The following is a 23,997-nucleotide window of genomic DNA, read 5'->3' as shown; positions in this document are numbered from 1 at the left end:
GCGAGGTGCGCGGGCGCCGCGCGGTTCGGCGCAACTTCCGGACGCTCCGCGCCGTTCTCATCGGTGACGGCCGCCGGGGCGCGATGCAGTCCTCCCGATGAAGTCGCCCCGGCGGTCGACCTCTCCTATGCCTGGACTCAACCTGCCCCTGCGGGCGGCGCTCGTCGCTGCCTGCCTGCTCCTGCTCGCCCTCGTCGCGGGGTCCGTCGCCGAGGGCGCGCGGGCCGACGAGCGTGCGCCGATGTTCTTCGACGCCGGTCACGCGGCGATCGACGACACGACTCGCGACGCGACGCTTCAGCAGCTCGACGCGCTCGGCGTCGACGCGCTGCGCGTCACGCTCGTCTGGGCCAACGTCGCGCCTCAACCCAAGGCCATCAACAAGCCGGCCGGCTTCGACGCGACCGACCCGTCCCAGTACGACTGGAACGGCTACGGCCGCCTGATCGACGCCGCGCACGCGCGCGGGTGGCGCGTGCTCGTCACGTTCTCCGCCCCGGTCCCGACGTGGGCGACGGCCGCCCACCGCGACCAGGTCACGCGCCCGTCCGCGACCGACTTCTACGACTTCGCCCGCGCCGCGGGACGGCGCTTCGGCGCCGAGGTCGACACGTGGGGCATGTGGAACGAGCCCAACCACCCGCGCTTCCTGCTGCCGCAGTACGTGAGGGGCAAGCCCGCCTCCCCCGCGCTCTACCGCGCGCTGCACCTCGCGGGCGTCCGCGGCCTCGAGGCCGCCGGCCAGGCCAAGGACATCATGTTGGGCGGCGAGACCGCGCCCGGCGGCGACCGGCGCCGCTCGGTCCCGCCGCTGCAGTTCCTGCGCGGCGTCTTCTGCAGGGGCTGCGCGAAGCTGAGGGTCGACGGCTGGGCCCACCACCCCTACGCCAACCGCCGCGGCCCGTTCTACGTCCCGCCGGACAGGGACAACGTGACGATCGGCGTCATGTCCCGCCTGGAGCGCGCGCTGAACGCGATCGGTCGGCGTTCCACGAAGGTGTGGGTCACCGAGTACGGCGTGCAGTCGACGCCCGACACGATCCTCGGCGTCGCCCAGGCCCAGCAGGCCGAGTACCGCTCGATCTCCGAGCGCATCCTGCGCACCGACCCGCGGATCGCCGCCACCGCGCAGTACCTGCTGGTCGACGACCGGGCGCTCTCGGGCTTCCAGTCGGGGCTCGTGACGGCGACCGGGAAGGCCAAGGCGAGCCTCGCCGAGTTCCGGCTCCCGCTCGCGGCTAGGCACGTTGGCAACACCACGCACTTGTGGGGGCTCGTGCGACCGGCGAGCATGCGCGGCGCAACGCACGTCGAAGTTCTCGTGAAGGCCAGGTCCAGCGCCCACTCGTCCACGATCGCCACACGCACCATCGACGCCGCCGGCGTCTGGACGGCAACGCTCCCGTGGCGTTCCGGACGGACATTCCGGGTTCGCTGGACGGCGCCCGGTGGGAGCACCTACGTAGGACCCCCAGTACGGGTGTACGGCTAACCGCAACGCAGGACACGTGCCCGCACCCGCGAACTCGTACATCCGTTCACGTTGTATTGGCGTAACCCGAAGTGCAGATCCCCGTTACAGGGGTACACCAACCCACCGCACCCAATGACCCAGACCATGTACGCCACCGAAGTCCGACAGCACCTCATGCTCCTCGGCGAGGAGCGCGTCCTGGCCCACGAGGCCGGGCTGGATCACGACCGTGCGTACATGGCCGACCTGGACGACGAGATCGCGACGTACCGCTCGGCCTACATGGGCGCGGTCGTCACCGAGATCGCGATGCTCCGCGCGCGGCTCGACGGCCCGCTGCAGGGCTAGACACGCGGCCGCGCGCCGGCGCGCGATCGCACGTGAAGTTGTCGGCGTCAGGAGCCGGACCGACGTGCCCCCTCGAACGGTGAGGGGTCCCACAGCCCTGACATGCCAGAATGTGGTTCTTGCACGGACGCGTTGTCATCGCGATTGCCCTGGTCGTGAGCGCCTGTGGCGCATGGGCTCCCGGCGTCGCGGGCGCCGCGCCGAGCGCCGGCGCGCCCACCTGCGCGGGCGCCGACCGCGTCCCGGCGGACGCAGCGTCGGCCGCGTCGGTCGCGCGCGTGCGCAGCGCGATCGCGTGCCTGCTCGACGCCGCGCGCGCCGAGCGCGATCTCCCGGCGCTGCACCGCGACGCGAGGCTGGCCTCGGCCGCCGGCAGGTTCGCCGCCGCGTTGGACATCAACAAGCCGCTGACCCACACGGGCAGGGGCGGGACGACGCCGATCGACCGGATCGCCGCAGCCGGCTACGGCGGCGGGACGTTCACGGCCGCCGAGGCCCTAGGCCGCGCGAGGGGCGCGCTGGCGACACCCGCGGCCCGCGTCCGGATCTGGCTGGAGAGCAAGTCCATCAAGAAGCTCCTGCTGTCCAAGACCTACCGCGATGTCGGCGTCGGCGTCTCGGTCCGCGGCGGGATGACGACCTACGTCGTCGAGCTGGCGCGCAGCGCCAGGGCGAGCTCGAAGCGCGCGTCGGCGTCGTCGAGCCGGTCGCCGAAGAGCTCGCGCAGCTGACCCATCCGGTAGCGGACCGTCTGCGGGTGCACGTGCAGGCGCTCAGCGACGCGGGTCACCTGGCCGGGCTCGTCGAGCCACGCCTTCAACGTCTCGGCGAGGCGGGCGCGGGTGGTGTCCCTGATGTCGTCCAGCGGCGCGAGCGCGCGGGCGGCGAGGTCGGCGGCCAGCGCGGGGTCGGCGTGCAGGAGGAGGTCCGGGAGGTGCTCGTCGGTGCGCAGCGGCGCGCCCGCGGGCAGGACGCCGGCGTCGATCAGCGTCAGCGCGGTCTGCGCGCGCTGGAGCGAGCGCGCGGCCTGCTCGACGAGCACGGTCGGGCCGAGTGCGGCGGGCAGGCCGTCGAGCGCGCGCGCCAGCTCGGCGTGACGGCCGGGCGCCTCGGGGTCCGGGATGAACGCGTTGGTCAGCTCGCCCTCGGCGGCGGCGATCGCCTCACCGCCGAGCCTGGACGCGAGGCGGTCGGCGTCCTCGGTCCGGATCGCGAGGCCCGCGACCGCCAGCGGGCGCGTCCAGGCGGCGAGCGTGGCGAGGTCGCGGACGGCGTCCGGCTGGGCGTCGGGCTGGGCGAGCATCCGGACCAGCGCGCGGCGGCGGCGTTGGCGCTCGGCCAGCGTGGCGGACTGCTCGGCGGCGTAGCCCTCGACCGACTCGGCCGAGATGCGGTCGATGTAGTCGAAGATCTGGGAGGCGAGGCGGTAGAGCGTGGTCGGCTCGAAGCCCGCCTGCTGGCCGGCCTGCACGCAGCGCTCCCAGGCGATCCGGGCGCCGAGGCGGTAGGCGGAGAGCAGCGCGTCGAGCGAGCGGCCGGCGCGGTGCTCGGCGCGGCCGAGCTCGACGTAGACGGCGCGGGTGCGGTCGTCGTTGACGGCCTGCGGGTGGACGAGCGCCTCGACGAAGCGCGACAGCGCGCGCTCGACGCCGAGACGGATGCCCTTGCCGAACTCGCCCTCGAGCGGGCGGCGGTACTCCGGGACCTCGCGGCCGATCGCGGCGATGATCTCGTCGGCCAGGCCGGGCAGCCCGGGCGCGAGCGCCTCGGCGAGTCCTGAGGGGAGGCCCTCGGCGTCGTCCATTTGTGCCGAGGCTACAGATTCCGCGGGGTAAGACTGCGCCGAGTTCCAGCGCAGCGGGGCGCGTTGCGCACTAGCCTTCAGGTTGTCATGAGCCGAGCCCAGCGCAACGTCAACCTCGCGGCGGTGATCATCCCGCTGGTCGCGTTCTTCGCGGCGATCGTCCTGCTGTGGAACAAGGTCGTCGGCTGGACCGACTTGGGGTTGTTGGCCGTGTTGTACGTGTTGACCGGGCTGGGGATCACGGTGGGCTTCCACCGGATGCTCACGCACCGCTCGTTCCAGGCGCGGCCGTGGGTGGAGCACGCGTTCGCCGTGCTCGGGTCGATGGCGATCCAGGGGTCGGTGATCCAGTGGGTCAGCGACCACCGCAAGCACCACGCGCACACCGACGAGGAGGGCGATCCGCACTCGCCGCACGCGGGGTTCGCGGGTGGGGGCGTCCGGGGGACGCTGCGCGGCCTGTTCCACGCCCACGTCGGGTGGATCCTCACCGAAGAGGGCGGCGCGGCGCGCGCGAAGTACGCCAAGGACCTCGTCGAGGACCGCGGCATGAAGCGGATCAGCGACAACTTCCACTGGCTGGCGTTGTTGGGGTTGTTGATCCCGGCGGTCGCTGGGTTCGCCCTGACGGGCGGCTCGTGGAAGGGCGCGGCGACGGGGTTCCTCTGGGGCGGGCTCGTCCGGGTGTTCCTGCTGCACCACGTGACGTGGTCGATCAACTCGATCTGCCACTTCGTGGGCCGGCGGCGGTTCGCGGTCGAGGACCACTCGACCAACGTCTTCTGGCTCGCGCTGCCGTCGTTCGGCGAGGCCTGGCACCACAACCACCACACGTTCCCGCGCTCGGCCCAGCACGGGCTGGCGCGGTGGGAGCGCTTCATGGATCCGAGCGCCGGGGTCATCTGGGCGATGGAGAAGCTCGGGCTGGCGTGGAACGTGGTGCGGATCACGCCGGAGCGCCAGGCGGAGAAGCTGGCCGTCGCGGCGCAGCCGCCGCGCGAGCGCGTCGGCGCCTCGCGCTAGCGGATCGCGACCGGGACGCCCGGCAGGCGGGCGCGGCCGACGCGCCGGACGATCGTGCCGATCGCGCGGTCGTCGAAGCGGATGCAGCCGTGGCTGGCGGCGGTGCCGAGCGGGTCGGCGAGCGACGCGCCGCCGCGGCCGTGCAGGGCGACCGTGCCGTCGCCGCCGTCGAAGGTGGCGAGGACGTCGCTGTGGGCGGTGAGCGCGAGGATCCAGCGACCCTCGAAGCTCGACGGCGGCGTCCGGTAGCTGGCCTGGACCGCGAACAGCCCGGCGGGCGTGGGCGTCGACGGCTTGCCGACGACGACCGGCCAGCGCGCGACCGCGCGGCCGGCGTGCAGGAGCGTCGCGCGGCGGTGGGCGCGGTCGACCTCGACGCGCCAGCGCGTGGCGCGCAGCGTGGTGACGCGGCTCGCGGCGACCCACGCGTGGGCGCCGTTGGGGCGGCGGGCGAGGCGGACGTCGAGGAGGCAGGCGCCGCCGGGGCCGCGCGTCACGCCGGTCACGAGGCGCCACGAGGGAGCGCCGCTGAGCACGGTGGTGTGCGCGGCGGCGCGGGTCCGGACCGGCGTGGCCGCCGGGATGTAGGCGCGCCACGCGAGCGCGCGCGTGGGCGCGCGCGCCTGTGAGCACGCGGCTTGCGCTGCGGGCGCGCCCGCCGGGACCGCGGCCGCGGCGAGCGCCGCGACGACGACCGCTGCCGTCGCGGCGCGCCGCGCGGTCATCGCCGCTACCCGGTCACCGCCGGCGCCGTCCCGCCGCCGCCCGCCGCCGCGGGCGCGCGGACGACCAGCGCCGCCGACGCGGTGTTGTTGTCCATGTTGGGATCGCCGACCGACGAGGCGACGCCGACGCGGTTGACCGCGATGCCCGGCCCCTGCGCCGTGACGGTCGCGGTGATCGTCGCCGTCGCGCCGACGGCGAGCGTCCCGATCGAGCAGCGCGCCGGGCGGTCCCCCACGCAGGAGCCGTTCGGGGTGACGTGCAGCCTCAGCCGCCGCGTTCCGGGCGCGCGCAGCTCGGCGACGAACACGTCGTAGGCGATGTCCGGGCCGCGGTTGGTGACCGTCACGGTGTACGTGACCGGCTGGCCGGGGCGCGCGGTCGACGGGACGACGCGCTTGGTGATGGCGAGGTCGGCGTCCGGCCCCGACGCGGCGTCGACCGCGGCGGCCGGCGGGTCGGTCCCGGGCGGGTTGGGCGCGGGCGCCGGCGTCGGGTCGTCCGGGTCGGGCTTGGGCGGGTTGGGGTTCGGCGGCTCCGGGCGCCTGACGAACTGGTCGATGAACGTGCAGCTCCTGCGCGGGTCCCGCGCGGTCAGCCTGACCTGGATCCGGCCCTGCGACGCGCCGACCGGGCGGCCGTCGCAGATCGCGGCGACGAGGTTCCAGTGGCCGCCGGGCTTCGGGGCCGCGTCGGTCTCGGTGACGTTGTAGGTGCCGAGCGGGAGGTGGTCGGTGGCGTCGCCGGTCGCGGGGAACGGCACGCCCTGGCGCGCGACCTTCGCCCGCTGGTTGTACTGGAGCCCCGCTCTCAGCTGCGAGCCGATCCTGAAGTTCGCGGTGCCGGTGTTGCCGATCGCCGCCTTGTGCAGCGTCAGGCGGCCGGACGGGATGAAGGTGTTGGTGAACACGCAGCCGGCGCCCTGGCCCGCGGCGAGCGTGACGCGGACCGGCGTGTCCGGGCCGAAGACCCTGCTGCCGCAGGCCGCACCGACGCGCGTCCAGCGGCCGGCGGCGGTCGTGGCGGGGAGCCTCTCGGCGATCGCGTAGGTGCCGGCCCTGCCGGTCAGCTGCGCGCCGGTCGCGACGACGCCGGGCGACCTGGTGGTGATGCTCTGGCGCGCGATCCCGCCCGGGCCGGTGATCGTGAAGGGGAACGTCCCGACGCCGTCGATCGTGCGCTTGCCGATCAGGAGGTTGGCGGCGGGTGGGATCGGCCGGTCGGTGTAGATGCAGGTGACGGTGTCGCCGGCGCCGAGCCTGACGCTGGTCGCGGCGGTCGCCAGGTCGGTGGTGATCGTGCTGGTCCTGGTCACCGAGTCGCAGGTGAGGCCCGTCAGCGACCAGCCGGGCGGGACCTGCTCGGCGAACGTCCACGGCTCGTCGTTGGGGCCGGTCGCGCCGCGGTAGAAGGTCGTCGAGCCGGGCCTGCCGCTGGCGGCGTTGTCGGTGAACGTGTGGTCGACGGTGTAGGAGATGTTGCCTTGGAAGGTGAACGGCTGAGCGGTCGTGACCGATGGGTCATCCACGTTCTTCTGGACGATGATCGTGCCGGAGGTCGGCGGCGGCTCGACGTAGTAGGCGTAGCAGTAGACGTGGCGGGCGCCCTGCGGGTAGTTGATGGACTCGACGTTGTCACCGTTGTAGTTGTCGATCGCGCAGCGCAGGGCGGCGAACCCGTAACGCTGGGGGTAGGGCCTGTCCATGACGGGATCGTCGACGTCGCCGCCCTGGACCCAGAGGGCCGCGCCCTGCGTCGAGCGTTGGTACTCGTCGTCGGTGAGCGGGACCGTGACGGCACCGGGGAGCGAGTAGCCGGTCTCGTCGCCGTTGTCGTTCAACATCGGCGTGGCGGCCTGGGTGACGACCGACGTGTCATAGGGGTCGGCGACGACCGACAGCGCGCCCCAGGTCCCCTTGACCTGGCCGGCGATGGCATCGCCGAGATGGAAGTGCCAGCCGACGAGCGGCCTGCAGTTCGGCTGCCCGGGGCCCTCCTTGCTCGGTGAGATCGGTTCACCGTTGACGTAGTCGGTGTTCGGGCCGAGATCCCGGAGCGACTCCTGGATGTTGTTGCGCGCGAGGTTGGCCGAGACGTCGGTGTAGCTCGGGCACGCCCGCGCGACGTAGGTGATGAGGCGCTCTTGGGCGGCGGCGGTCGTGGGGACGACCGCGAGGATCAGCGCGCCGAGCAACAACTGGACCGTCCTGCGCATAGGCAAGACGGTCCCGCGCGGGCGGGTGATGGCCGGTCACTCGGCGCGGGTGAACCGGGAAGTGGTCGGGCTCGTCCTCCGGGTACGTCTCCTCGCATGCCCACCGGTGCCGCAGCCCGCCGCGCGATCCTGGAGCTCCTCGACCATCGCGCGCCGGGCAAGACGATCTGCCCGTCCGAAGCGGCGCGAGCGCTGTCGGGCGACCAGTTCCGCGACCACATGGACCTGGTCCGCGACGCGGCGTGGGAGCTGGCGGACGAGGGCGCGATCGAGGTGACGCAACACGGCGAGCCGGTGAAGCGCGCGTCGGTCCGCGGACCGATCCGGCTGCGGAGGACGTAGGAGCTCTAACCCCGGCGCCCCGCGGCGGCGCGGAGTGACGTCGCGGAGCGGGCGGTCGCGGCGCCGCGGCCGTTCCGGCGCGTGTTTTGAGGGCTGCGCGACGACCATCATGAGATCTGCGTCGGGCGCGCTAAGATCATCGGGACTGTTGCAGAAGCAACGATTCGCGGACCAAAGGATCTCAGTGTCTTCCCTTCTCCTCATCCCGCTCGACGACACCGTCGTCTTCCCCACGATGGACGTCACCCTGCCGGTCGACACGGCCGGTGAGGACCGGGTTCTGCTCGTCCCTCGCCACGAGGGCGAGTACGCGTCCGTCGGCACGATCGCCACGGTCGCTCAGCGCGTCCGCCTCCCCGGCGGCGGGCATGGCGCCATGCTCGAGGGCATCGCGCGCGGTGTCGCCGGCGCCGCTCACACCGACCACGCCGGCCGCCTCCGGGTGGAAGTCGAGGAGCGCGTCGACGACGTGCCCGTCGACGGCCGCACCCGCGAGCTGGAGCGCGAGTACCGCGCGACCGTCGAGGAGATCCTCGAGCTGCGCGGCGACGACGGCCGGATCGCCTCCTGGGTCCGCGCCATCACCGAGCCCGGCCCGCTGGCCGACACCTCCGGCTACGCCCCCGACCTGACCTTCGAGCAGAAGGTCGAGCTGCTCGGCACCCTGGATGTGACCGAGCGCCTCCAGCTCGCCCTCACCCGCCAGCGCGAGCGCCTGGCCGAGCTGCAGGTGCGCAAGCGCATCCGCGAGGACGTCGAGGAAGGCGCCGCCAAGCAGCAGCGCGAGTACGTCCTGCGCAAGCAGATGGAGTCGATCCGCCGCGAGCTGGGCGAGGACGACGGCACCGTCGGCGAGGACTACCGCGCCAAGATCGCCGAGGCCGGCATGCCCGACGCCGTCCGCGAGCAGGCCGAGCGCGAGCTCAACCGCCTGGAGCGCTCCGGCGAGCAGTCCGGCGAGGCCCAGATGATCCGGACCTACCTCGACGTCCTGACCGACGTCCCGTGGAACAAGCGCTCCGAGGACACGCTGGACCCGACGGCCACGCGCGCGCAGCTCGACGCCGACCACGCCGGCCTCGACGACGTCAAGGACCGGATCGTTGAGTACGTCGCAGTGAAGAAGCTCCGCGAGGAGCGCGGCATCTCGGCGGACAAGCGCTCCGGCGCGATCCTGACGCTGATCGGCCCGCCCGGCACCGGCAAGACGTCGATCGGCGAGTCGATCGCCCGCGCGATGGGCCGCGAGTTCGTCCGGATGTCGCTCGGCGGCGTCCGCGACGAGGCCGAGATCCGCGGCCACCGCCGGACCTACATCGGCGCGCTCCCGGGCCGTCTGGTCCGCGCGCTCCGCGATGCCGGCACGATGAACCCCGTGATCCTCCTCGACGAGGTCGACAAGGTCGGCGCCGACTGGCGCGGCGACCCGTCGGCGGCGCTCCTGGAGGTCCTCGACCCCGCCCAGAACTCCACCTTCCGCGACCACTACCTGGACGTGGAGATGGACCTCAGCGAGGTCGTCTTCATCGCCACCGCCAACCAGGCCGAGACGATCCCCGGCCCGCTCCTGGACCGGATGGAGGTCATCCGCTTCGACGGCTACACCGTCGAGGAGAAGGTCTCGATCGCCCGCGACTACCTGTTCGCCCGCCAGCGCGAGCGCAACGGGCTGCGTCCCGAGGAGGTCGTCGCCGACGACGGCATCCTGCGCACGGTGATCGCCGAGTACACGCGTGAGGCCGGCGTCCGCCAGCTGGAGCGCGAGCTCGGCAAGGTGCTCCGGAAGACCGCGACCCGCATCGCCACGGACGAGTCGATCGTCCCGGTGACGATCGACGTCGACGCGGTCCGCGACGCGCTCGGGCGCCAGAAGGTGTTCCACGAGGCCGCGCAGCGCACGGCGGTCCCGGGCGTCGCGACCGGGCTGAGCGTCACCGGCACCGGCGGCGACGTCCTGTTCATCGAGGCCAACGCCACGAAGACGAGCAAGGGCGGCGGCCTGCAGCTCACCGGCCAGCTGGGCGACGTGATGAAGGAGTCGGCGCGCATCGCCCTCACCTTCGTCCGGGCCCACGCCGAGGAGCTCGGGATCGACCCGGCGCTGTTCGAGGAGCGCGAGTTCCACGTGCACGTCCCGGCGGGCGCGATCCCGAAGGACGGCCCGTCCGCGGGCATCACGATGACGACGGCGCTCTCGTCGCTGCTCACCGGCCGCCCGGTCAAGCACACGGTCGGCATGACCGGCGAGGTCACGCTGCAGGGCCGCGTGCTCCCGATCGGCGGGCTCAAGCAGAAGGTCCTGGCCGCCCACGCGGCGGGCCTGACCGACGTGATCCTGCCGGAGCGCAACCGCGGCGACCTGGACGACGTCCCGGCCGACGTGCGCGAGGCGATGACGTTCCACCCGGTCATGACCGTGGCCGAGGTGCTGGCGCTGGCCCTGGAGCCCGCGCCGAAGACGGCGGAGTCGCTGGCCTCGTAGCGCCGGCGGTCGTCTTCCGTGGTCCGGGCGGTGCCGCTGCGTGGCGGCGCCGCCCGGCCCCGCGTAGGCTTGCGCCCCGCACGTGGCCCCACGCGACGACCCATCCGCCGCCGGATCCCTGACGCCCGTCTCGCGCGCGCTGCCGCTGGCGATCGCGCTGCTGCTGGCGGTCGTCGTCGCCGACCTGCTGACCGGCGGCAGCGTGCTGACGATCATCGCGGTGACGCTGCTGGCCGCGGTCGCCTTCGCGCTCGTGCGCGCCGCGACCGTCCTGGCCCGCGAGCGCGACAGCGAGCGCGCCGAGCGCGCCCGCACCGAGCTGCTCGCGCGGTCCGGGGAGCTCTTGGGGTCGTCGCTCGATCCCGAGACCATGTTGTCGCGGATCGCCGAGCTGGCGGTGCCGGACCATGCCGAGCTGGCGATCATCGACCTGCTGGAGCTCGACGGCTCGCTGCGCGGCGCGGTCGTCACCGCCGCCGATCCGGAGCTGGCACGGGCGCTGCAGGAGGTGCGCGAGCGCTTCCCGCTGGACCGCGCGTCGTCGCACCCGACCGCGATGGCGATCCGCACCGGCGAGCCGCAGCTGCGCTCGGAGATGAGCGAGGAGGCACTGCGCGAGTACACGACGTCCGACGAGCACTTCGAGCTGACGCGAAGGTCGGCGTACCGAAGCGCTCTGGTCCTGCCGCTGGTCGCGCGCGGCCGGACGCTGGGCGCGTTGTCGTTCCTGCGGATGACGTCGCTGGAGCCGTTCGGCCCGGGCGACGTGGCGCTGGCGCACGACCTCGCGCGGCGGGCCGCGCTGGGGCTCGACAACGCGCGGCTGCACACCGAGCTGCGGCGCGCCGAGGGGCGGCTGGAGGCGATCGTCGAGAACCTCGGCGAGGCGGTCCTGGCGATCGCGCCGGACGGGAACGTGCGGTTCGCCAACCAGTCCGCCGCCGAGCTGCTGGGGCTGGAGTCGCCCGACGAGCTGATGCGCCACGGCGGCCTGGCGCTGCTGGCGCGGCTGAACGTCACCGACGAGCGCGAGTCCTCGATCGCCCAGGAGGACCTGCTGATCGTGCGGGCGCTGGCCGGCGAGGAGCCGCCGCCGCGGCTGCACCACGTGGTCGACCGCGCGGCTGGGACCGACCGCTGGCTGCTGACGCGCGCGGTGCCGGTGCTGGACGTGGACGGCGCGGTCGACTTCGTCGTCTGGGTCGGCGAGGACATGACGGCGGTCAAGCGCCAGGAGATGCGCGAGCGGCTGTTGTCCAACGCCTCGAAGTTGTTGGGGTCGTCGCTGGACGTCGATGCGACGCTGGACAAGGCGGCGTGGGCGGTCGTCCCGGAGCTGGCGGACTGGGCGCGCGTGGACCTCGTCGACGAGCGCGGCGGGTTCGAGCAGGTCGCGGCCGCGCACCGGGACTTCGAGAAGGTCGAGCTCTTGAACGAGTGGCGGCGTGACTTCCCGGCCAACCCCGAGGATGACCGCGGGCCGTGGGAGGTCCTGCGGACCGGGCGGTCGATCGTGTGGTCGTCGGTGAACGCTGACGATGTCCGAGCCTATGCGCAGTCCGAGCGGCACGCCGAGTTGATGGAGTTGATCGGGACGCGGTCGGTGCTGATCGTCCCGATGGTCTCGGGCGAGCGCGTGATCGGGACGATCGAGCTGGCGACGACGGCCGAGTCCGGCCGGACGCTCGGCGCCGCCGACCTCGAGGTCGCCGAGGAGCTGGCGCGGCGCGCGGCGATCGCGGTCGACCACGCGCGTGTGCACGCGGCGCGCACGCACATCGCCACCACGTTGCAGCGGTCGCTGCTGCCGCCGCGGCTGCCGGTGATCCCGGGGCTGGCGATCGCGGCGCGGTTCCGGGCGGCGGGGACGGCGACCGAGGTCGGCGGCGACTTCTATGACCTGTTCGAGGCGCGCGCGGGCAGGTGGATGGTGATGATGGGCGACGTGACCGGGAAGGGTCCGGGGGCTGCCGCGATCACGTCGCTGGCGCGGTACACGATGCGCACGGTCGCCCAGTACGAGGACGACCCGCGTGAGATGTTGGGGCGGTTGAACGCGACGCTCGGCGCGGATGTGGAGCGGCGGCAGATCTGCACGGCGGTGTGCGTGGGCGTTGTTGGGGTTGATGATGAGACCGGCGCCGTGTCGCTGCAGGTCGTGTGCGCGGGGCACCCGTCGCCGTTGTTGGTGGGGTCGGACGGGGTCGTGCGGGCGGTCGGGCGCCCGGGGACGTTGTTGGGGGCCTTCCCGGAGGGGCGCTGGACGGTGAGCGAGGTGTCTTTGACGCCCGGCTCCTCGCTGGTGCTCTACACCGACGGCGTGACCGACACCCGCGGGCCGGAGGGCCGGTTCGGGGCGGAGCGGCTGGAGTCGCTGTTGACGTCCCTTGGCCCGCTCGAACCCGATGAGATCGCCGGCGGCATCGACCGCGCGCTCCAGGAGTTCGGCGAGCAGCGCGACGACGTCGCGGTACTGGTCCTGACGGCCAGCGGCGAGGCCGGTACGGCCACCGCGACGCTGGTCGGCGAGACCGCCGCGTAGGACCGCACAGCGGAGTCGTCCGGCCCATGCTCCATGCTCGCGCCCGAGCGTCATGGACCGGTCCCTGCCGATCTACGCCAGCACAGCCTCCCGCCGCGGCCGCGGCCGCGGTTGGTCCCGCCGTCGCCGCGGCTGGCTGCGCATCCTGCGCCCAGGCCTGCTGGCGACGCTGATCGCCCTCATCGCCCTCGGCGCCACCGCCGCCGAGCGCGCGCTGGGCTAGCGGCGCCGGCGGCCCGTAGCGCTGACTACTGCTCGGCGTAATACGGGACGGCGCACGGCAGGCGAGGCCACATCCTCAGGCCGTTCGTCTTCCAGTTCCAGAAGCCGAACCGGCCGTCGCTCAGCCGCAGCACGAGAACGTCCGACCCGGACCGCGCCCAGCCGTTGACGACGATGCCCCTGCGCCTGGCGAGGACCCGGCCCTTGGCGTCACGGACCTCCGCCCAGCCGGGGCCGCTCATCGCGAGACGACCGCCATCTCCATACCGGATCACGTAGGCCCGCTGGCGGAGACGCTGGTCCTTCACGCCGGCCGTCACGATTCGGCTCCCTGCCCCTGCGACCTGGGTCAGCAGGTGCAGGCGATCATGGACGTCGAAGTCCAGGTCGGCGATCGCGTGGACGGGACGGGACTTCCGCGCCGGCCCGCCGCCATCCGCCCGGACCGTGACGGCCTGGTCCTGGAGCGCACCATCTTTGCCGCTCACGACGGTGACGTACGCGAGCCACCTGCCGTCGCGCGAGAGGCGGACGCCGCCAGTCATGTCTCGATCGCTCGGCAGCGTCCTCCGCGCGACGGCACCGTCAGCCGCCACGCTCACTCGAGTCAACCTGTTGATGCCGAGCCGACCCGCGGTGACCACCACCGCCGTGTCCTCGCGGGCAGAGATCGACGCCAGCCGCTGGCGTGAGATCAGGTGTCGAATCACGACGCCGTCACGAGTTGCGTAGAGATCAGACGCGCCATCCGTCGCAGAGACACCGCACATCACGAACGTCACCGGTTCGGCGGCGTGCGCCGCCATGTCAGCCTTCGCAGTGGTCGGGCTGGCCGCCCGGTGGCTGTCCTCGCCGCAACCAGCGACGAGGACAGCGATCACCGCGACGCCTAGGAGGTGCTTCGACATCAGTGCTTCCAGTGAGCCATCTCGTCGTCGACGATCGCCCAGTTGGCCTCGCTCTGCTGCACGTCCCAGATCGCGAGCGACGACTGGCCCTGCCAGTCCTTGCTGACGAAGGTGCCAGCCTCCCAGATTCCACTGACCTGGTTGCTCGCATACGGCACCAGCCATGCCGGCGTGTAGTACTCGCCCTCCGTCCCCTTCTGCCTGCCGGAGGTGATGAGAGGGACGGGCATGGACACCGAGAAGGGGCCAGCGGCCACACCGACATTCAACGCGATGTTCCCGCCGCCTGACGTCGAGCTACTCCACGTCGCCGTCCGGATCGCACGGTTCGGACGCCCGAAGATCATCTTCTGCACGTAGAGGCTCAGCCCGATGTGGTCGACGTCCACAGCGCGAGCGCCACCCGTGGCGCAACCGAAGAAGTACTTGTGGTTGACCATCTGACCATTGGGCGCCTTCGCCTGATACACCCGGTTCATCTTCGCGTGCATGAACGTGGTGGCCAACGTGTACTTCCCGGGCTTCGAGTCATCCAGCTGTGTCGGCTCGTCCAGGGTCAACCCCCTGGCACGGGCATTGGAGAACGAGCACGGATCGCCACCAAGAGAGACCCTGCCCGCGCGCGTGTCGGCAACGGGGTCACCGTCGGTGGTGGTGGTCAGCTCGGTGGTGGTGGAGGAGCCGTCGACGAGGCTCTTCACCCGCGTCTCCACGTCATTCGAGCCTGTCAGCAGCGCTCGTGTGTCTCCATCCGGCGTGTCGTCTCCGTCTTGAGCGAACTGCGAGCTCGACCACCCCTCCGCCCAGATGTCGCCGTCGTCGACGACCGGCATCGTGAGCGCCGGCCCGAGGGTCCATCGGGAGATGACCGCGTGCGTCACCCGCTTCGCGCTTGCCAGCGTACGCCCGTTCGCCTCAGCGATCGCGCTGGAGGCCACAGGCCGGATGATCCCCCCGGCGTACTGGTAGACGGCGCCGTCGGAGATGTCCCGGACGAGCTCGCCGTTGCTGACGCGAGCAGCCAAGGCTGCGTCGAGGCGCTTGACGTTGTCCTTCGTGAGGCCGTCGAGGACGGTCTGGGCTCCGGCGTCGGAGCTCGCTCCGTCGAACGATCCAAGCACGCAGGCGATCTGCGTGTCCGTCGTCGCCGAGTGGGTCGTCGAGTCGCCGCAGGCCCAGGACGTCGGGAAGGCCGCCCTCCACACGTCGTCGCGCTCGGTGCCGGGCGTGATGCCGTCGAGCATCGAGTCGGCGACGATGGCGGACGCCCCGCGGATCGCCGAGGCGGCGGCGTCGATCTCGGACTGCGTGTTGATGCCGTCGCCGTTGCCGAACTGGGTGCTGGTGCCGTAGAACGCCAGGCCCGGCAGGTGGGTGATGCCGACCCAGCCGGTCCAGCTGCTGCCGTCGGGCCTCTCGTTGTAGACGATCTGGCCCGGACGGCCGCCGGCGAGCGCGCCGCCGTCGCGGCCGAAGAGCTCCCAGCGCCCGTTGCCGGCCGCGTCGGGCCAGTAGTTGACGGTCGGCGCGCTGCTGAGGTTGCCGCCGAGCGTGTAGTCCCAGCCCTCCCAGCTGCCGGCCGGCGTGTAGCTCTCGCCGATCGCCGATGCGCCGTTGCTGCCGAGCTGCGCGACGATGATGCGGTTGTCGCCGACCGCCGCGTCGATCGGGGACCTCGCGCCCTGGGTCAGCGACTGCCACGGGCTCCAGGCCAAGTTGGTGTTGATGGTCCACATGGCGTCGCCGTTCGCGTCCTTCGCGAACACGTCGGCCTCGGGGAGGTTCGACCCGTCACGCGTCCAGTCGACGACCGACGGTGTGACGCTCAGCCTCGTGTTGCCGTCGTCGTTGCGGACGTTCTCGATCCAGGCGTTGCCACCCGCGGTCCAGTGCAGCCAGTCGAGCTTGTTGTCCGCCTTGGTGCGCGTGACGACGTCGATCCAGTCGCCGCCGTTGGACCACGCCGCCTGGACGCCCGGCGCGAACGGGCCGTCGGCGATCTTGGTCCAGTCCGTCCACCCCTCGGCGTGCCCCGAGAACCCGGGCGGGTAGAGCATCTTCATGTACAACTTGTCATCGCGACCGGTCACGAAGACCTGCAAGCGGCCGTCCGGCGTCCGGATCGCGTCCGGCGCCGCCGAGACGCCGGCGGCGACCGGGGCCTCGAGGTCGACCCAGTCGTGCCAGCCGGTGCCGGACACCCAGGAGCGCACGTAGACCGAGCCGGCCCGCTCGACCCACAGGTCGAGGTGGTCGGCGTCGCTGTGCGTGACCGAGACGGTGGCGTTGGTGTCGGCCTCCCTGACGGCCGCGAGCACGCGGTCGCGCTCACCATTCTCAGGGTTGATGCCGTCGATCGCCGTCTGCGCGTCCTGCGGCGAGCCGCCACGGATCGCGGCGACGACGTTGGCGATCTCGTCCGGCGTGTCGATGACCCCGCACAGGCCATGGTCGCCGGGCTGGCTGTCATCGCCGCCGAAGTGGTGGCTGGTGCCGTAGAACGGAGCCCCAGGTGTCGGGCTGATGCCGTGCCACTCGCCCCAGCCATCCGTGCCGTACCTGTCGCGGACGACGATCTGGGCGGGCCGCAGGTAGACGTCGGCGTGGCAGCCGGTGGGCGTGCCCGTGCCGGGGTCGGTGCCGAGCGGGACACCGCCGTCACGGGCGACGAGCTGCCAGTGCGCTTGGCCGGCCGCCGTGAGCGAGTAGTGGACCGATGGCGCTGTGCCCATCATGCCGCCGAGGCTCTGCCACGCCCCGAAGGTGCCGTCGGTGCTCCAGTTGACGACCGCGGTGACGCGGTCCTGGTCGCGGGCCGCGATCAGCGCCTTGCCGGCGTCGTTGGTGGCGGTCGCCAGCTGCCCCGTCAGGCCGGGCGGCTGGAGCATCACCGACGCCGGGCTCCAGACGAGGTTGGAGTTCGTGGCCGTCCACACCTGACCGCTCGTGTTGACGCCGAAGACGTCGGCGCGCTGAGCGCCCGCCGCGGTGTGCCAGTCCAGGAACGCCGGCGGGTAGGCGAGCCTGCCGAGTGTGTTGGTCGTCGTACCGCCGAGGCCCGTCCGGCTGCCCTGGTTGTAGACGCGCCAGACGAGGTTGCCGCTCATGTCGGCCCCGACGACGTTGATCCAGTCGCCGCCCGACGAGTAGGACGCGGTGAAGCCGGTCGAGAACTGGCCGTACTGCTGATCCACCCAGCCGCTCCAGCCGCTGCCGGGCGTGTACGTCTTCAGCCACATGGCGTGGTCGCCGCCGAGCGCGAAGATGAAGTACTTGCCCCTCTGCGTCGCGGGCGAGTTGTCCGGGATGTGCAGGACGAACGGCGCCGAGGCAAGGCCCACTCCATCGGGCGCGCCGAGGTCGGCCCAGTCCGACCACCTGTCCGTGAGCGTGCGCTCGTAGACGTGCCCGTCGGAGCCCGCCGTCCAGTAGTCGGTGCGACCCGCGCCCTCGGTCGTGACCGAGACCTCGCCACCCACGTCGGCCTGCGCCGTGATGGCGCCGAGCGAGAAGGCGGCGGCCAGCGTGGCCGCCAGCGCGAGCAAGAACGTCGGAAGGCGTCGCAGCTGCGACGTCCCGGAAGGAAGCATCCTGTTTCCCCTGAGTTGTTTGGACCGTTGCCTCGGCCTAATCCGTGGCGCGCAGCAACATACTCAAATGGCTCGAACCAGTTGAGTCAGATTCCAGACATCCTCGGACGTTCGTCCGCGCTGGGACCGGACTAGGCGACGGACGCGGCGAGCGGGCGCTCGGGGTCTGCGGGTACTGGTGCGGGGGCGGTGCGGCCGGCGGCCAGCCAGGACCAGACGAGGGCGTTCCAGGTCAGGGTCACGGAGGCGACGTGGAGCCAGACGGTCCAGGCCGGGTAGTTGAGGATGTGGTACTGGAGGGTCCCGATCGCGCCAGTCACCGCGACCGCCACGCACACCGCGGTCAGGGGCCAGAAGACGTCCCTCGCTCCGCGCATGCGCGCGAAGAACCAGAGCGCGACCGCGCAGACGCCGAACACGGCCGCCACGCGGGCGTGGACCATGATCACCGTCCTGAACGTGTCGGTCCCGAAGATGCTCAAGCGCGAGACGGTGTCGTCGGTCCCCTCGCCCCCGGCGTACGGCCCGGACGCGGTCACCGCGGTGCCAACGACGACAACAACGCCGCCGAGCACGGTCAGCGCGCGGGTCAACCACACCAACAACGCGTCGTGGGACGGGCTCTCCGCAAGCGCGCGCCGCTCGCGCACCACGCGCCACACGAGCGTCACAGCGAAGACGATCGTCGCCATCGACAGCAGGAAGTGCGACATGACCGTCACGGGGTTCAGCCCGGTCAGCACGGTGATCCCGCCGAGGATCGCCTGGACCAGGACGCCGACCGCCAGCAGCGCGCCGAGCACCGTGAAGTCGCGCCGGTAGGGCCGGCGCAGCAGCGCGAAGACGAGGCAGAGCACCGCGGCGATCGAGACCGGCGTCGTGATCATCCGGTTCGAGAACTCGATGTAGGCGTGGCCGTTGGACGGCGTGACCGACGTCCCGTTGCAGCGCGGCCACTCCGGGCAGCCGAGCCCGGACCCCGTGAGCCGCACCGCGGCCCCCGAGATGACGATGAGCGTGAAGAGGATCAGCGCCGCCCACGCGGCGTACGCGTGCACTCGCGGGCTGACCGGCCACCGCTCACGCAGGCGATCGAGACGGGACATGCGCCCCACAGGATGCCAACTCCGGCGCGTCGTGTGAGTGACCGCCGCCTCAGAGGGCGCGCAGGTGCGCCGCGAGCGAGGCTGCGGTGTCCGCCCAACCGCCCGGGACGAGGGCGAAGCCGGCCCGCGCGCGCTCGGCGCGCAGCGCGTAGTCGGGGTCGCGGAGGAAGTCCTCGACGGCCGCGGCGGCCTCGAGCGGGCCGCGCGCGTAGGACGCGGCGTCGCCCAGCGCGGAGCAGGTCGGCGCGTCGTCGGGCGCCACGACCGCCTGGCCGCACGCGAGCATCGCGACCGCCGCCGGGCGCCAGCCGCGGACCGACGGCGCGATCGCCACCGTCGCCGACGCGAACGCGTGCGCCAGCGCCTCCGGGCCGGGCTCGACGCCCAGGAACCTGAACGGCAGCGCGAGGTCCTCCCGGACGCCGGTGACCGCGAACGTCAGGTCGTCGCGCCGCTCGGCCAGGATCGCCGCCGCGAGCAGCCCGAACGGCTCCTCCCCGTGCACCAGCACGAGGTCCTCGCGCCGGTGGACGGGCTTCGGGACATAGGCCGCGTCGGCCCCCGCCGGCAGCTCGCCGCCGAGCCACGCCGGACCGAGCACCGGCAGCGCGCCGTCCGCCCAGCCGAGGTCGGCCAGCGGCGGAGCGTCGGCCGTCGGCAGCACCGCCCGCGCGCGCACGCCCTCCGCCATCAGGACTGCCGGAGCCGCGGCCCAGCCGGCCGCGAGGACGACGTCGGCGTCGGCGAGCGACCCCGCCGGAGGATCGACCTCGGCGGCGAGCGCGTGCTCGGCTTCGTCGGCGGTGAGGGTGGTGAGCGCGAAGCCCTCGCCTTCGAGCGCCGCGAGGAGCTCGGGCGGCACGCCCGCGGCGCGCGGCGTCGCGGCACCCGGGGGCAGGACGAGCGTCACCGCGGAGCCGAGGCGTTGGCGGTCTGACAGCGGCGTCGGGCCCGACTGGAGCAGATCGGCCAGCGGCCACGGCACCGCCGCGAGCACCGGCTCGGCCGCGGGCGGCGGTGGCGGTGGCTCGTCGTCGCGGCGTCTCAGGCGGGGCATGGGATCAGGGGGTCGCCGACGTGGATCTCGCCGGGTTCGAGGATGTCGGCGCGCAACCCGCCGCGGTGGACCATGGGCCGCAGCAGCGCGCCGCCGTTGAGGCGATCCAGATGCGCGCAGGGCTCGCACAGCCGGCGGCCGCGGCACCTGACGGCCCCGACCGTGAAGTCGACGCCGACGAGCGCGTTGAGGTCGGTCCCGCGCACGACGAGGTTGCGGCGGTGGTCGACCGGGGCGCCGCGCGCAGCGGCGAGCGACTCCAGCACCTCCGCCTCGACCAGCGTCAGCGCGGAGCCCGGGCGGCCCGAGGCGAACGTCCCGTCGCCCACGAAGTACCGGTCGCCGCGCAGGCCGAGCCCGGGTTCGGCGTAGGCGGAGGAGATCGACGACACCGGCGCGGTCTTCGCAGGCGCGATCACGATGTCCTCCACGACCCCGGAAGCGATCTCCGCCACCGCCACCGGCGGCCACGCCGCCAGCTCCAGCGGCGCCACGACCCACCCGGACAGCAGCTCGTCGCGCGTCCCCGCGGGATCCCAGATCACCCCGCTGGGGACCCCGAACATCACGACCGCGCGCGGCTCCCCGTCCTCGAGCGACGGCCGCAACGCCACCCACGACCCGGCCCAGGCGAACGAGCCGACATCGTCCACCGGCACCAGCCCCAGCCCCCGCTCGCCCAGCCACGCCAGCCGCTCCGCCTCGTCCAGCGGCACGTCGAACGCCGGCGCCGCGACGACCTGCGCGATGCACGCGGCGAGCGTCGAGCGCAGGGTGTGGCGGGACGACACGACAGGCACCTTACGACCCCGACGGCCTATGCTGCCTGCGGTGGAAACCCCGAGCCACATGGACGCTGCACGGCCGTCCCTGCTCAACACCTGGCTGCTCGGTCACGGCATGGCCCCGGAGCGCGTCCGCTTCGTCCTCGTCGGTGCGCTCAACACGGTCGTTGGCCTCGGCTTCTTCGCGCTGTTCAACGCGCTGATCGGCGACTCCGGCCACTACGCCTACCTGGCGACGGTCGTCATCGCTCAGGCCCTCGGCGTGCAGTTCGCCTTCTGCACGCAGCGCCTGATCGTCTTCCGCGCGCGCGGCGGGCGGATCGTGCACGAGCTGTTGCGCTTCTACCTCGTCTACTCTGTGGGCCTCATCGCGAACCTCGCGGTCCTGCCGGTGCTCGTGGAAGTCGCGGGCCTCCCGGTGTTCCCGGCACAGGTGGTGTTCACGGTCGGCCTCGCGGTCGTCACCTACCTCGCCGGACGGAGGTTCGTGTTCCGCCTTCACCGCCCATGAGCCTTCGCCTGTGGATCGTCACGCCCGTCTACCTGGACGTGCCCAGCTTCCTGATGCTCCGCGAGCATGTCCTGCGCGCGATCCAGGAAGAGCCGGCGCTGCCGCCGCTGACCGTGCAGTTCGTCGTCGCCGACGACACCGGCGGCCTGGATCCCGAGATGGAGCAGGTCGACCAGCTCGACGACGTCCGGATCATCGAGCCGCCGTTCAACCTCGGACACCAGCGCGCGATCGTCTACGCGCTGCGCACGGTCGCGGGCGACATGGACGACGAGGACCTCGTCGTGACGATGGACGCCGACGGCGAGGACGCGCCCTCCGACGTGCCACGCCTGCTGATCGAGCTCATCGCCGCGCAGTCGGACCGCACGCTCGTGCTCGCGCTGCGCTCGCAGCGGTCGGAGTCCCACACCTTCCGCCTCTTCTACAGGCTCTTCCGCGCGGGCTTCAAGATCGCGACCGGCACGGTCGTCCGCTCCGGCAACTTCGCCGCCTACCACGGCTGGTTCGCACGCCGCGTGCTCGCCCACCCGAACTTCGACCTCTGCTACTCGTCGACGCTGACCAGCCTCCAGCTCGACACCCGCGCGGTCGAGTGCGATCGCTCCACGCGCTACGCAGGGCAGTCGCGGATGAGCTTCTCCAAGCTCGTGCGCCACGGCGTGAGCATGTTGATGCCCTACTTGGACCGGATCGCGATCCGCGCGATGATCGCGTTCTCGGTCGTCATCGGCGTGTGCACTGTCCTCGGCATCGCGGTCGTCGCCAACAAGCTGTTCACGTCGTACGCGACGCCGGGCTGGGCCACGACGGCCCTGCTCGGCCTCGGCATCTCGTCGCTGCTGGCGCTGGGCAACTTCGTCGTCCTGTTCGCTGTCTACTCGCAGTCGCGCGGCCTGTCGCTCTCCGACCTCGAGCACCAGGACCATGGCTCGACGCGCCACCCGTCCTCTGCCCCCGACCGAACTCCACTATGAGCACCGCATCCACCGCCGAGCCGCAGCCGCGCCGCCGGACCCTGGCCCCCGTCGCCGACGCCGAGAACGCCGCCACCCTGACCCGGGCGATGACCTACGCCGTGCTGATCGGCCTCTTCGTCGCCGGCGCCTGGATGTACCGCGAGGCCTACTACCAGGGCCTGCCCTTCCCGAAGAACACGTTCCTGTTCGTCCCTGGCTCGCACTTCGGCGACCTCTACGACTTCTTCAAGCCGCTCCAGGCCCACGACCCGCTGAACTACCCGTACGCGGTCTACCCGCCGTTCAGCTACATCGTGATGGAGCCGTTCGTGTGGGCCGGCTACCAGGGCTCGATCGTGCTGTGGGTCGGCCTGGCCGCCGTCGCCATCGGCGGGTTCCTGGCGCGCCAGCTGAGCTTCCTCCCGCCGATCGACCGGATCGCGGCGGTGTTCGCGCTGACGTTCGCGACCTACCCGTTCCTGATCTCGCTGGACCGCGGCAACATCGAGCTCGTGATCACGGTGCTGCTGGTCGCGCTCGCATGGGCCTGGCAGACCGACCGCTGGGTCGTCGCGGCGCTCGCCATCGGCGCGATGACCGCGATGAAGGGCTACCCGATCATCTTCGCGGCGCCGCTGCTGGTCGGCCGCCAGTGGCGGGCGCTGGCGTTGTGCATCGTCTCCGCCGGCCTGCTCACGGTGCTGGGCAGCATCTACTACAACTTCGACGTCGTCCACACGTGGAACCTGCTGCACGCGCGGCTGACGTTCTACAACGACACCTACGTGATCGGCGACGCGGGCCTGGCCTACGGGTGCAGCCTCTTCGGCCCGTTGAAGCTCCTGCTCGTCGACGTGCTCGGCGGCGACGCGGCGACCGTGAGGTCGGCGATCCCGTACTACGAGGCCGCGACGGTCGTCATCCTCGCCGGCTCGGTCTGGGTGCTGTGGCGGCGCAGGCTCGCGCTCTGGCAGCAGATGACGTTGCTGGTGTGCCTGCTGAACCTGCTGCCGACCGTCTCCGGCGGCTACAAGCTGCTGCACCTGGTCATCCCGATCGGCCTGTTCCTGCGCGACGGCTCGCGCGACCCGTTCCGCTGGGTCTACATGTTGCTGTTCGCGCTGCTGATGATCCCCAAGGCCTACTTCTTCTTTCGGCTCGGCGGCTCGGTCAGCGACATCGTCGTCCTCGACCCGCTGCTGATGACGCTGCTCGTCGTCCTGGTCGTCGTCAGCGCGTTCCGGACCCGCGAGGAGACGGCCGAGCCTGCGCCCGCTGCCGCTGCGGCGACGGAGCCGGGTTACTCTCCCGCCTGATGCAGCGCCTCGACACCAAGCTCAGCGGCCTCGTGCACCTGGCCCCGATCGTCCACGGCGACGCGCGCGGGTTCTTCGTGGAGAGCTACCGGGAGGACGTGTGGGCCGCCAACGGCGTCACGACCACGTTCGTCCAGGACAACCACAGCCGCTCCGGCCAGGGCGTCGTGCGCGGCATGCACTTCAGCCTCGGCGCCGGCCAGGCCAAGCTCGTCCGCTGCGGGCGCGGCACGATCTGGGACGTCGTCGTCGACCTGCGCAGGGGCTCGCCGACCTACGGCGAGCACGAGGCGTTCACGCTCGACGACGTCGAAGGCCACCAGCTGTTCGTCCCCGTCGGCTTCGCGCACGGCTTCTGCGTGCTCAGCGAGGTCGCCGACGTGATGTACAAGGTCTCCAACTACTACGACCCCGCCGTCGAGCGCGGGTTCCGGTGGGACGACCCCGCCGTCGCCATCCCCTGGCCGCCCGAGGTCGAGCACCTCGTCTCCGAGCGCGACGCGACCGCGCCGCTGCTCGCCGAGGTCGAAGGCGACCTGGCCTTCGACGACGACAGCAACTCCTAGCCCCACCCGATGCGGGCGGTCAAG

Annotated in this window: 20 protein-coding genes; 12 read left to right on the top strand and 8 right to left on the bottom strand. The window is 72.3% G+C overall.

Features of this window, described 5'->3' with window-relative positions; all coding sequences use genetic code 11:
* Positions 1 to 127 precede the first annotated feature (127 nt).
* From H030_RS0105545 to H030_RS0105535, 3 genes are all read left to right on the top strand, one after another.
* A complete protein-coding gene (locus tag H030_RS0105545) occupies positions 128 to 1,492 on the top strand; it encodes a family 1 glycosylhydrolase (RefSeq protein WP_027005396.1) in 1,365 nt (454 codons plus the stop codon).
* A 126-nt stretch (positions 1,493 to 1,618) separates the two neighbouring features.
* Complete coding sequence (locus H030_RS0105540; protein WP_155891849.1) at positions 1,619 to 1,822, top strand: hypothetical protein; 204 nt, start codon at positions 1,619 to 1,621, stop codon at positions 1,820 to 1,822.
* 119 nt (positions 1,823 to 1,941) lie between these two features.
* A complete protein-coding gene (locus tag H030_RS0105535; protein WP_196809007.1) occupies positions 1,942 to 2,553 on the top strand; it encodes a CAP domain-containing protein in 612 nt (203 codons plus the stop codon).
* Here H030_RS0105535 and H030_RS29545 read toward each other — a convergent pair.
* Complete coding sequence (locus tag H030_RS29545; protein WP_051221789.1) at positions 2,463 to 3,626, bottom strand: helix-turn-helix domain-containing protein; 1,164 nt, start codon at positions 3,624 to 3,626, stop codon at positions 2,463 to 2,465. The genes H030_RS0105535 and H030_RS29545 overlap by 91 nt on opposite strands.
* Positions 3,627 to 3,713: 87 nt before the next feature.
* Between H030_RS29545 and H030_RS29540 the strand changes: the two genes are divergently transcribed.
* Entirely contained in the window at positions 3,714 to 4,649 is a 936-nt protein-coding gene (locus H030_RS29540; protein ID WP_051221787.1) for an acyl-CoA desaturase, read from the top strand.
* Here H030_RS29540 and H030_RS36410 read toward each other — a convergent pair.
* Entirely contained in the window at positions 4,646 to 5,374 is a 729-nt protein-coding gene (locus H030_RS36410; RefSeq protein WP_051221785.1) for a L,D-transpeptidase, read from the bottom strand. The two genes, H030_RS29540 and H030_RS36410, sit on opposite strands and share 4 nt — an antisense overlap.
* A 5-nt stretch (positions 5,375 to 5,379) precedes the next feature.
* Positions 5,380 to 7,587 (bottom strand): DUF11 domain-containing protein, encoded by a 2,208-nt coding sequence (locus H030_RS0105515; protein ID WP_027005393.1) that lies wholly within the window; start codon positions 7,585 to 7,587, stop codon positions 5,380 to 5,382.
* A gap of 96 nt (positions 7,588 to 7,683) precedes the next feature.
* Between H030_RS0105515 and H030_RS0105510 the strand changes: the two genes are divergently transcribed.
* The 4 genes from H030_RS0105510 (at position 7,684) to H030_RS38880 (ending at position 13,176) form a co-directional block, all read left to right on the top strand.
* The gene (locus H030_RS0105510; RefSeq protein ID WP_027005392.1) at positions 7,684 to 7,929 is read left to right on the top strand and encodes a DUF3253 domain-containing protein; all 246 of its coding nucleotides are present in this window, start codon (positions 7,684 to 7,686) and stop codon (positions 7,927 to 7,929) included.
* 184 nt (positions 7,930 to 8,113) lie between these two features.
* Positions 8,114 to 10,411, top strand: coding sequence for an endopeptidase La (gene lon, locus H030_RS0105505; RefSeq protein WP_027005391.1), 2,298 nt, complete (start codon positions 8,114 to 8,116; stop codon positions 10,409 to 10,411).
* 82 nt (positions 10,412 to 10,493) lie between these two features.
* Complete coding sequence (locus H030_RS0105500) at positions 10,494 to 12,953, top strand: SpoIIE family protein phosphatase (protein WP_027005390.1); 2,460 nt, start codon at positions 10,494 to 10,496, stop codon at positions 12,951 to 12,953.
* A gap of 52 nt (positions 12,954 to 13,005) precedes the next feature.
* A complete protein-coding gene (locus tag H030_RS38880) occupies positions 13,006 to 13,176 on the top strand; it encodes a hypothetical protein (protein ID WP_155891848.1) in 171 nt (56 codons plus the stop codon).
* Positions 13,177 to 13,201: 25 nt separating this feature from the next.
* Here the strand turns inward: H030_RS38880 and H030_RS0105490 are convergent, their stop codons facing one another.
* The 5 genes from H030_RS0105490 to H030_RS36400 all read right to left on the bottom strand — a co-directional run bounded on the left by H030_RS0105490 (position 13,202) and on the right by H030_RS36400 (position 20,627).
* Positions 13,202 to 14,083 carry a hypothetical protein gene (locus H030_RS0105490; RefSeq protein ID WP_027005389.1) on the bottom strand — a complete coding sequence of 294 codons (882 nt, stop codon included), beginning with the start codon at positions 14,081 to 14,083 and terminating at the stop codon, positions 13,202 to 13,204.
* Positions 14,083 to 17,673 (bottom strand): hypothetical protein, encoded by a 3,591-nt coding sequence (locus H030_RS0105485; RefSeq protein WP_035125889.1) that lies wholly within the window; start codon positions 17,671 to 17,673, stop codon positions 14,083 to 14,085. The genes H030_RS0105490 and H030_RS0105485 overlap by 1 nt, the downstream gene beginning before the upstream one ends.
* Before the next feature lie 131 nt (positions 17,674 to 17,804).
* On the bottom strand, positions 17,805 to 18,779 hold the full coding sequence (locus H030_RS36405; protein WP_081690532.1) for a COX15/CtaA family protein: 975 nt from the start codon (positions 18,777 to 18,779) through the stop codon (positions 17,805 to 17,807).
* Between the two features lie 49 nt (positions 18,780 to 18,828).
* Complete coding sequence (locus H030_RS0105475) at positions 18,829 to 19,836, bottom strand: glycosyltransferase (protein WP_027005387.1); 1,008 nt, start codon at positions 19,834 to 19,836, stop codon at positions 18,829 to 18,831.
* On the bottom strand, positions 19,824 to 20,627 hold the full coding sequence (locus H030_RS36400) for an MOSC domain-containing protein (protein ID WP_051221782.1): 804 nt from the start codon (positions 20,625 to 20,627) through the stop codon (positions 19,824 to 19,826). The genes H030_RS0105475 and H030_RS36400 overlap by 13 nt, the downstream gene beginning before the upstream one ends.
* 58 nt (positions 20,628 to 20,685) lie before the next feature.
* On the opposite strand from H030_RS36400, the gene H030_RS39535 reads away from it, so the two are divergent.
* The 4 genes from H030_RS39535 to rfbC are packed head-to-tail and all read left to right on the top strand — an operon-like array spanning position 20,686 to position 23,973.
* Positions 20,686 to 21,132, top strand: coding sequence for a GtrA family protein (locus H030_RS39535; protein WP_051221780.1), 447 nt, complete (start codon positions 20,686 to 20,688; stop codon positions 21,130 to 21,132).
* The gene (locus H030_RS0105460) at positions 21,129 to 22,109 is read left to right on the top strand and encodes a glycosyltransferase (RefSeq protein ID WP_027005385.1); all 981 of its coding nucleotides are present in this window, start codon (positions 21,129 to 21,131) and stop codon (positions 22,107 to 22,109) included. Before H030_RS39535 ends, H030_RS0105460 begins: the two co-directional genes overlap by 4 nt.
* On the top strand, positions 22,106 to 23,407 hold the full coding sequence (locus H030_RS0105455; protein WP_027005384.1) for a glycosyltransferase family 87 protein: 1,302 nt from the start codon (positions 22,106 to 22,108) through the stop codon (positions 23,405 to 23,407). Before H030_RS0105460 ends, H030_RS0105455 begins: the two co-directional genes overlap by 4 nt.
* Positions 23,407 to 23,973, top strand: coding sequence for a dTDP-4-dehydrorhamnose 3,5-epimerase (gene rfbC / locus H030_RS0105450; protein WP_027005383.1), 567 nt, complete (start codon positions 23,407 to 23,409; stop codon positions 23,971 to 23,973). Before H030_RS0105455 ends, rfbC begins: the two co-directional genes overlap by 1 nt.
* The last annotated feature ends 24 nt before the right edge of the window (positions 23,974 to 23,997 follow it).

Origin of the sequence: Conexibacter woesei Iso977N (assembly GCF_000424625.1) — a bacterium.
Classification (GTDB): Bacteria; Actinomycetota; Thermoleophilia; order Solirubrobacterales; family Solirubrobacteraceae; genus Baekduia; species Baekduia woesei_A.
Note: the sequence above shows the minus strand (reverse complement) of the source record. Positions and strands in the feature narration are given on the sequence as shown.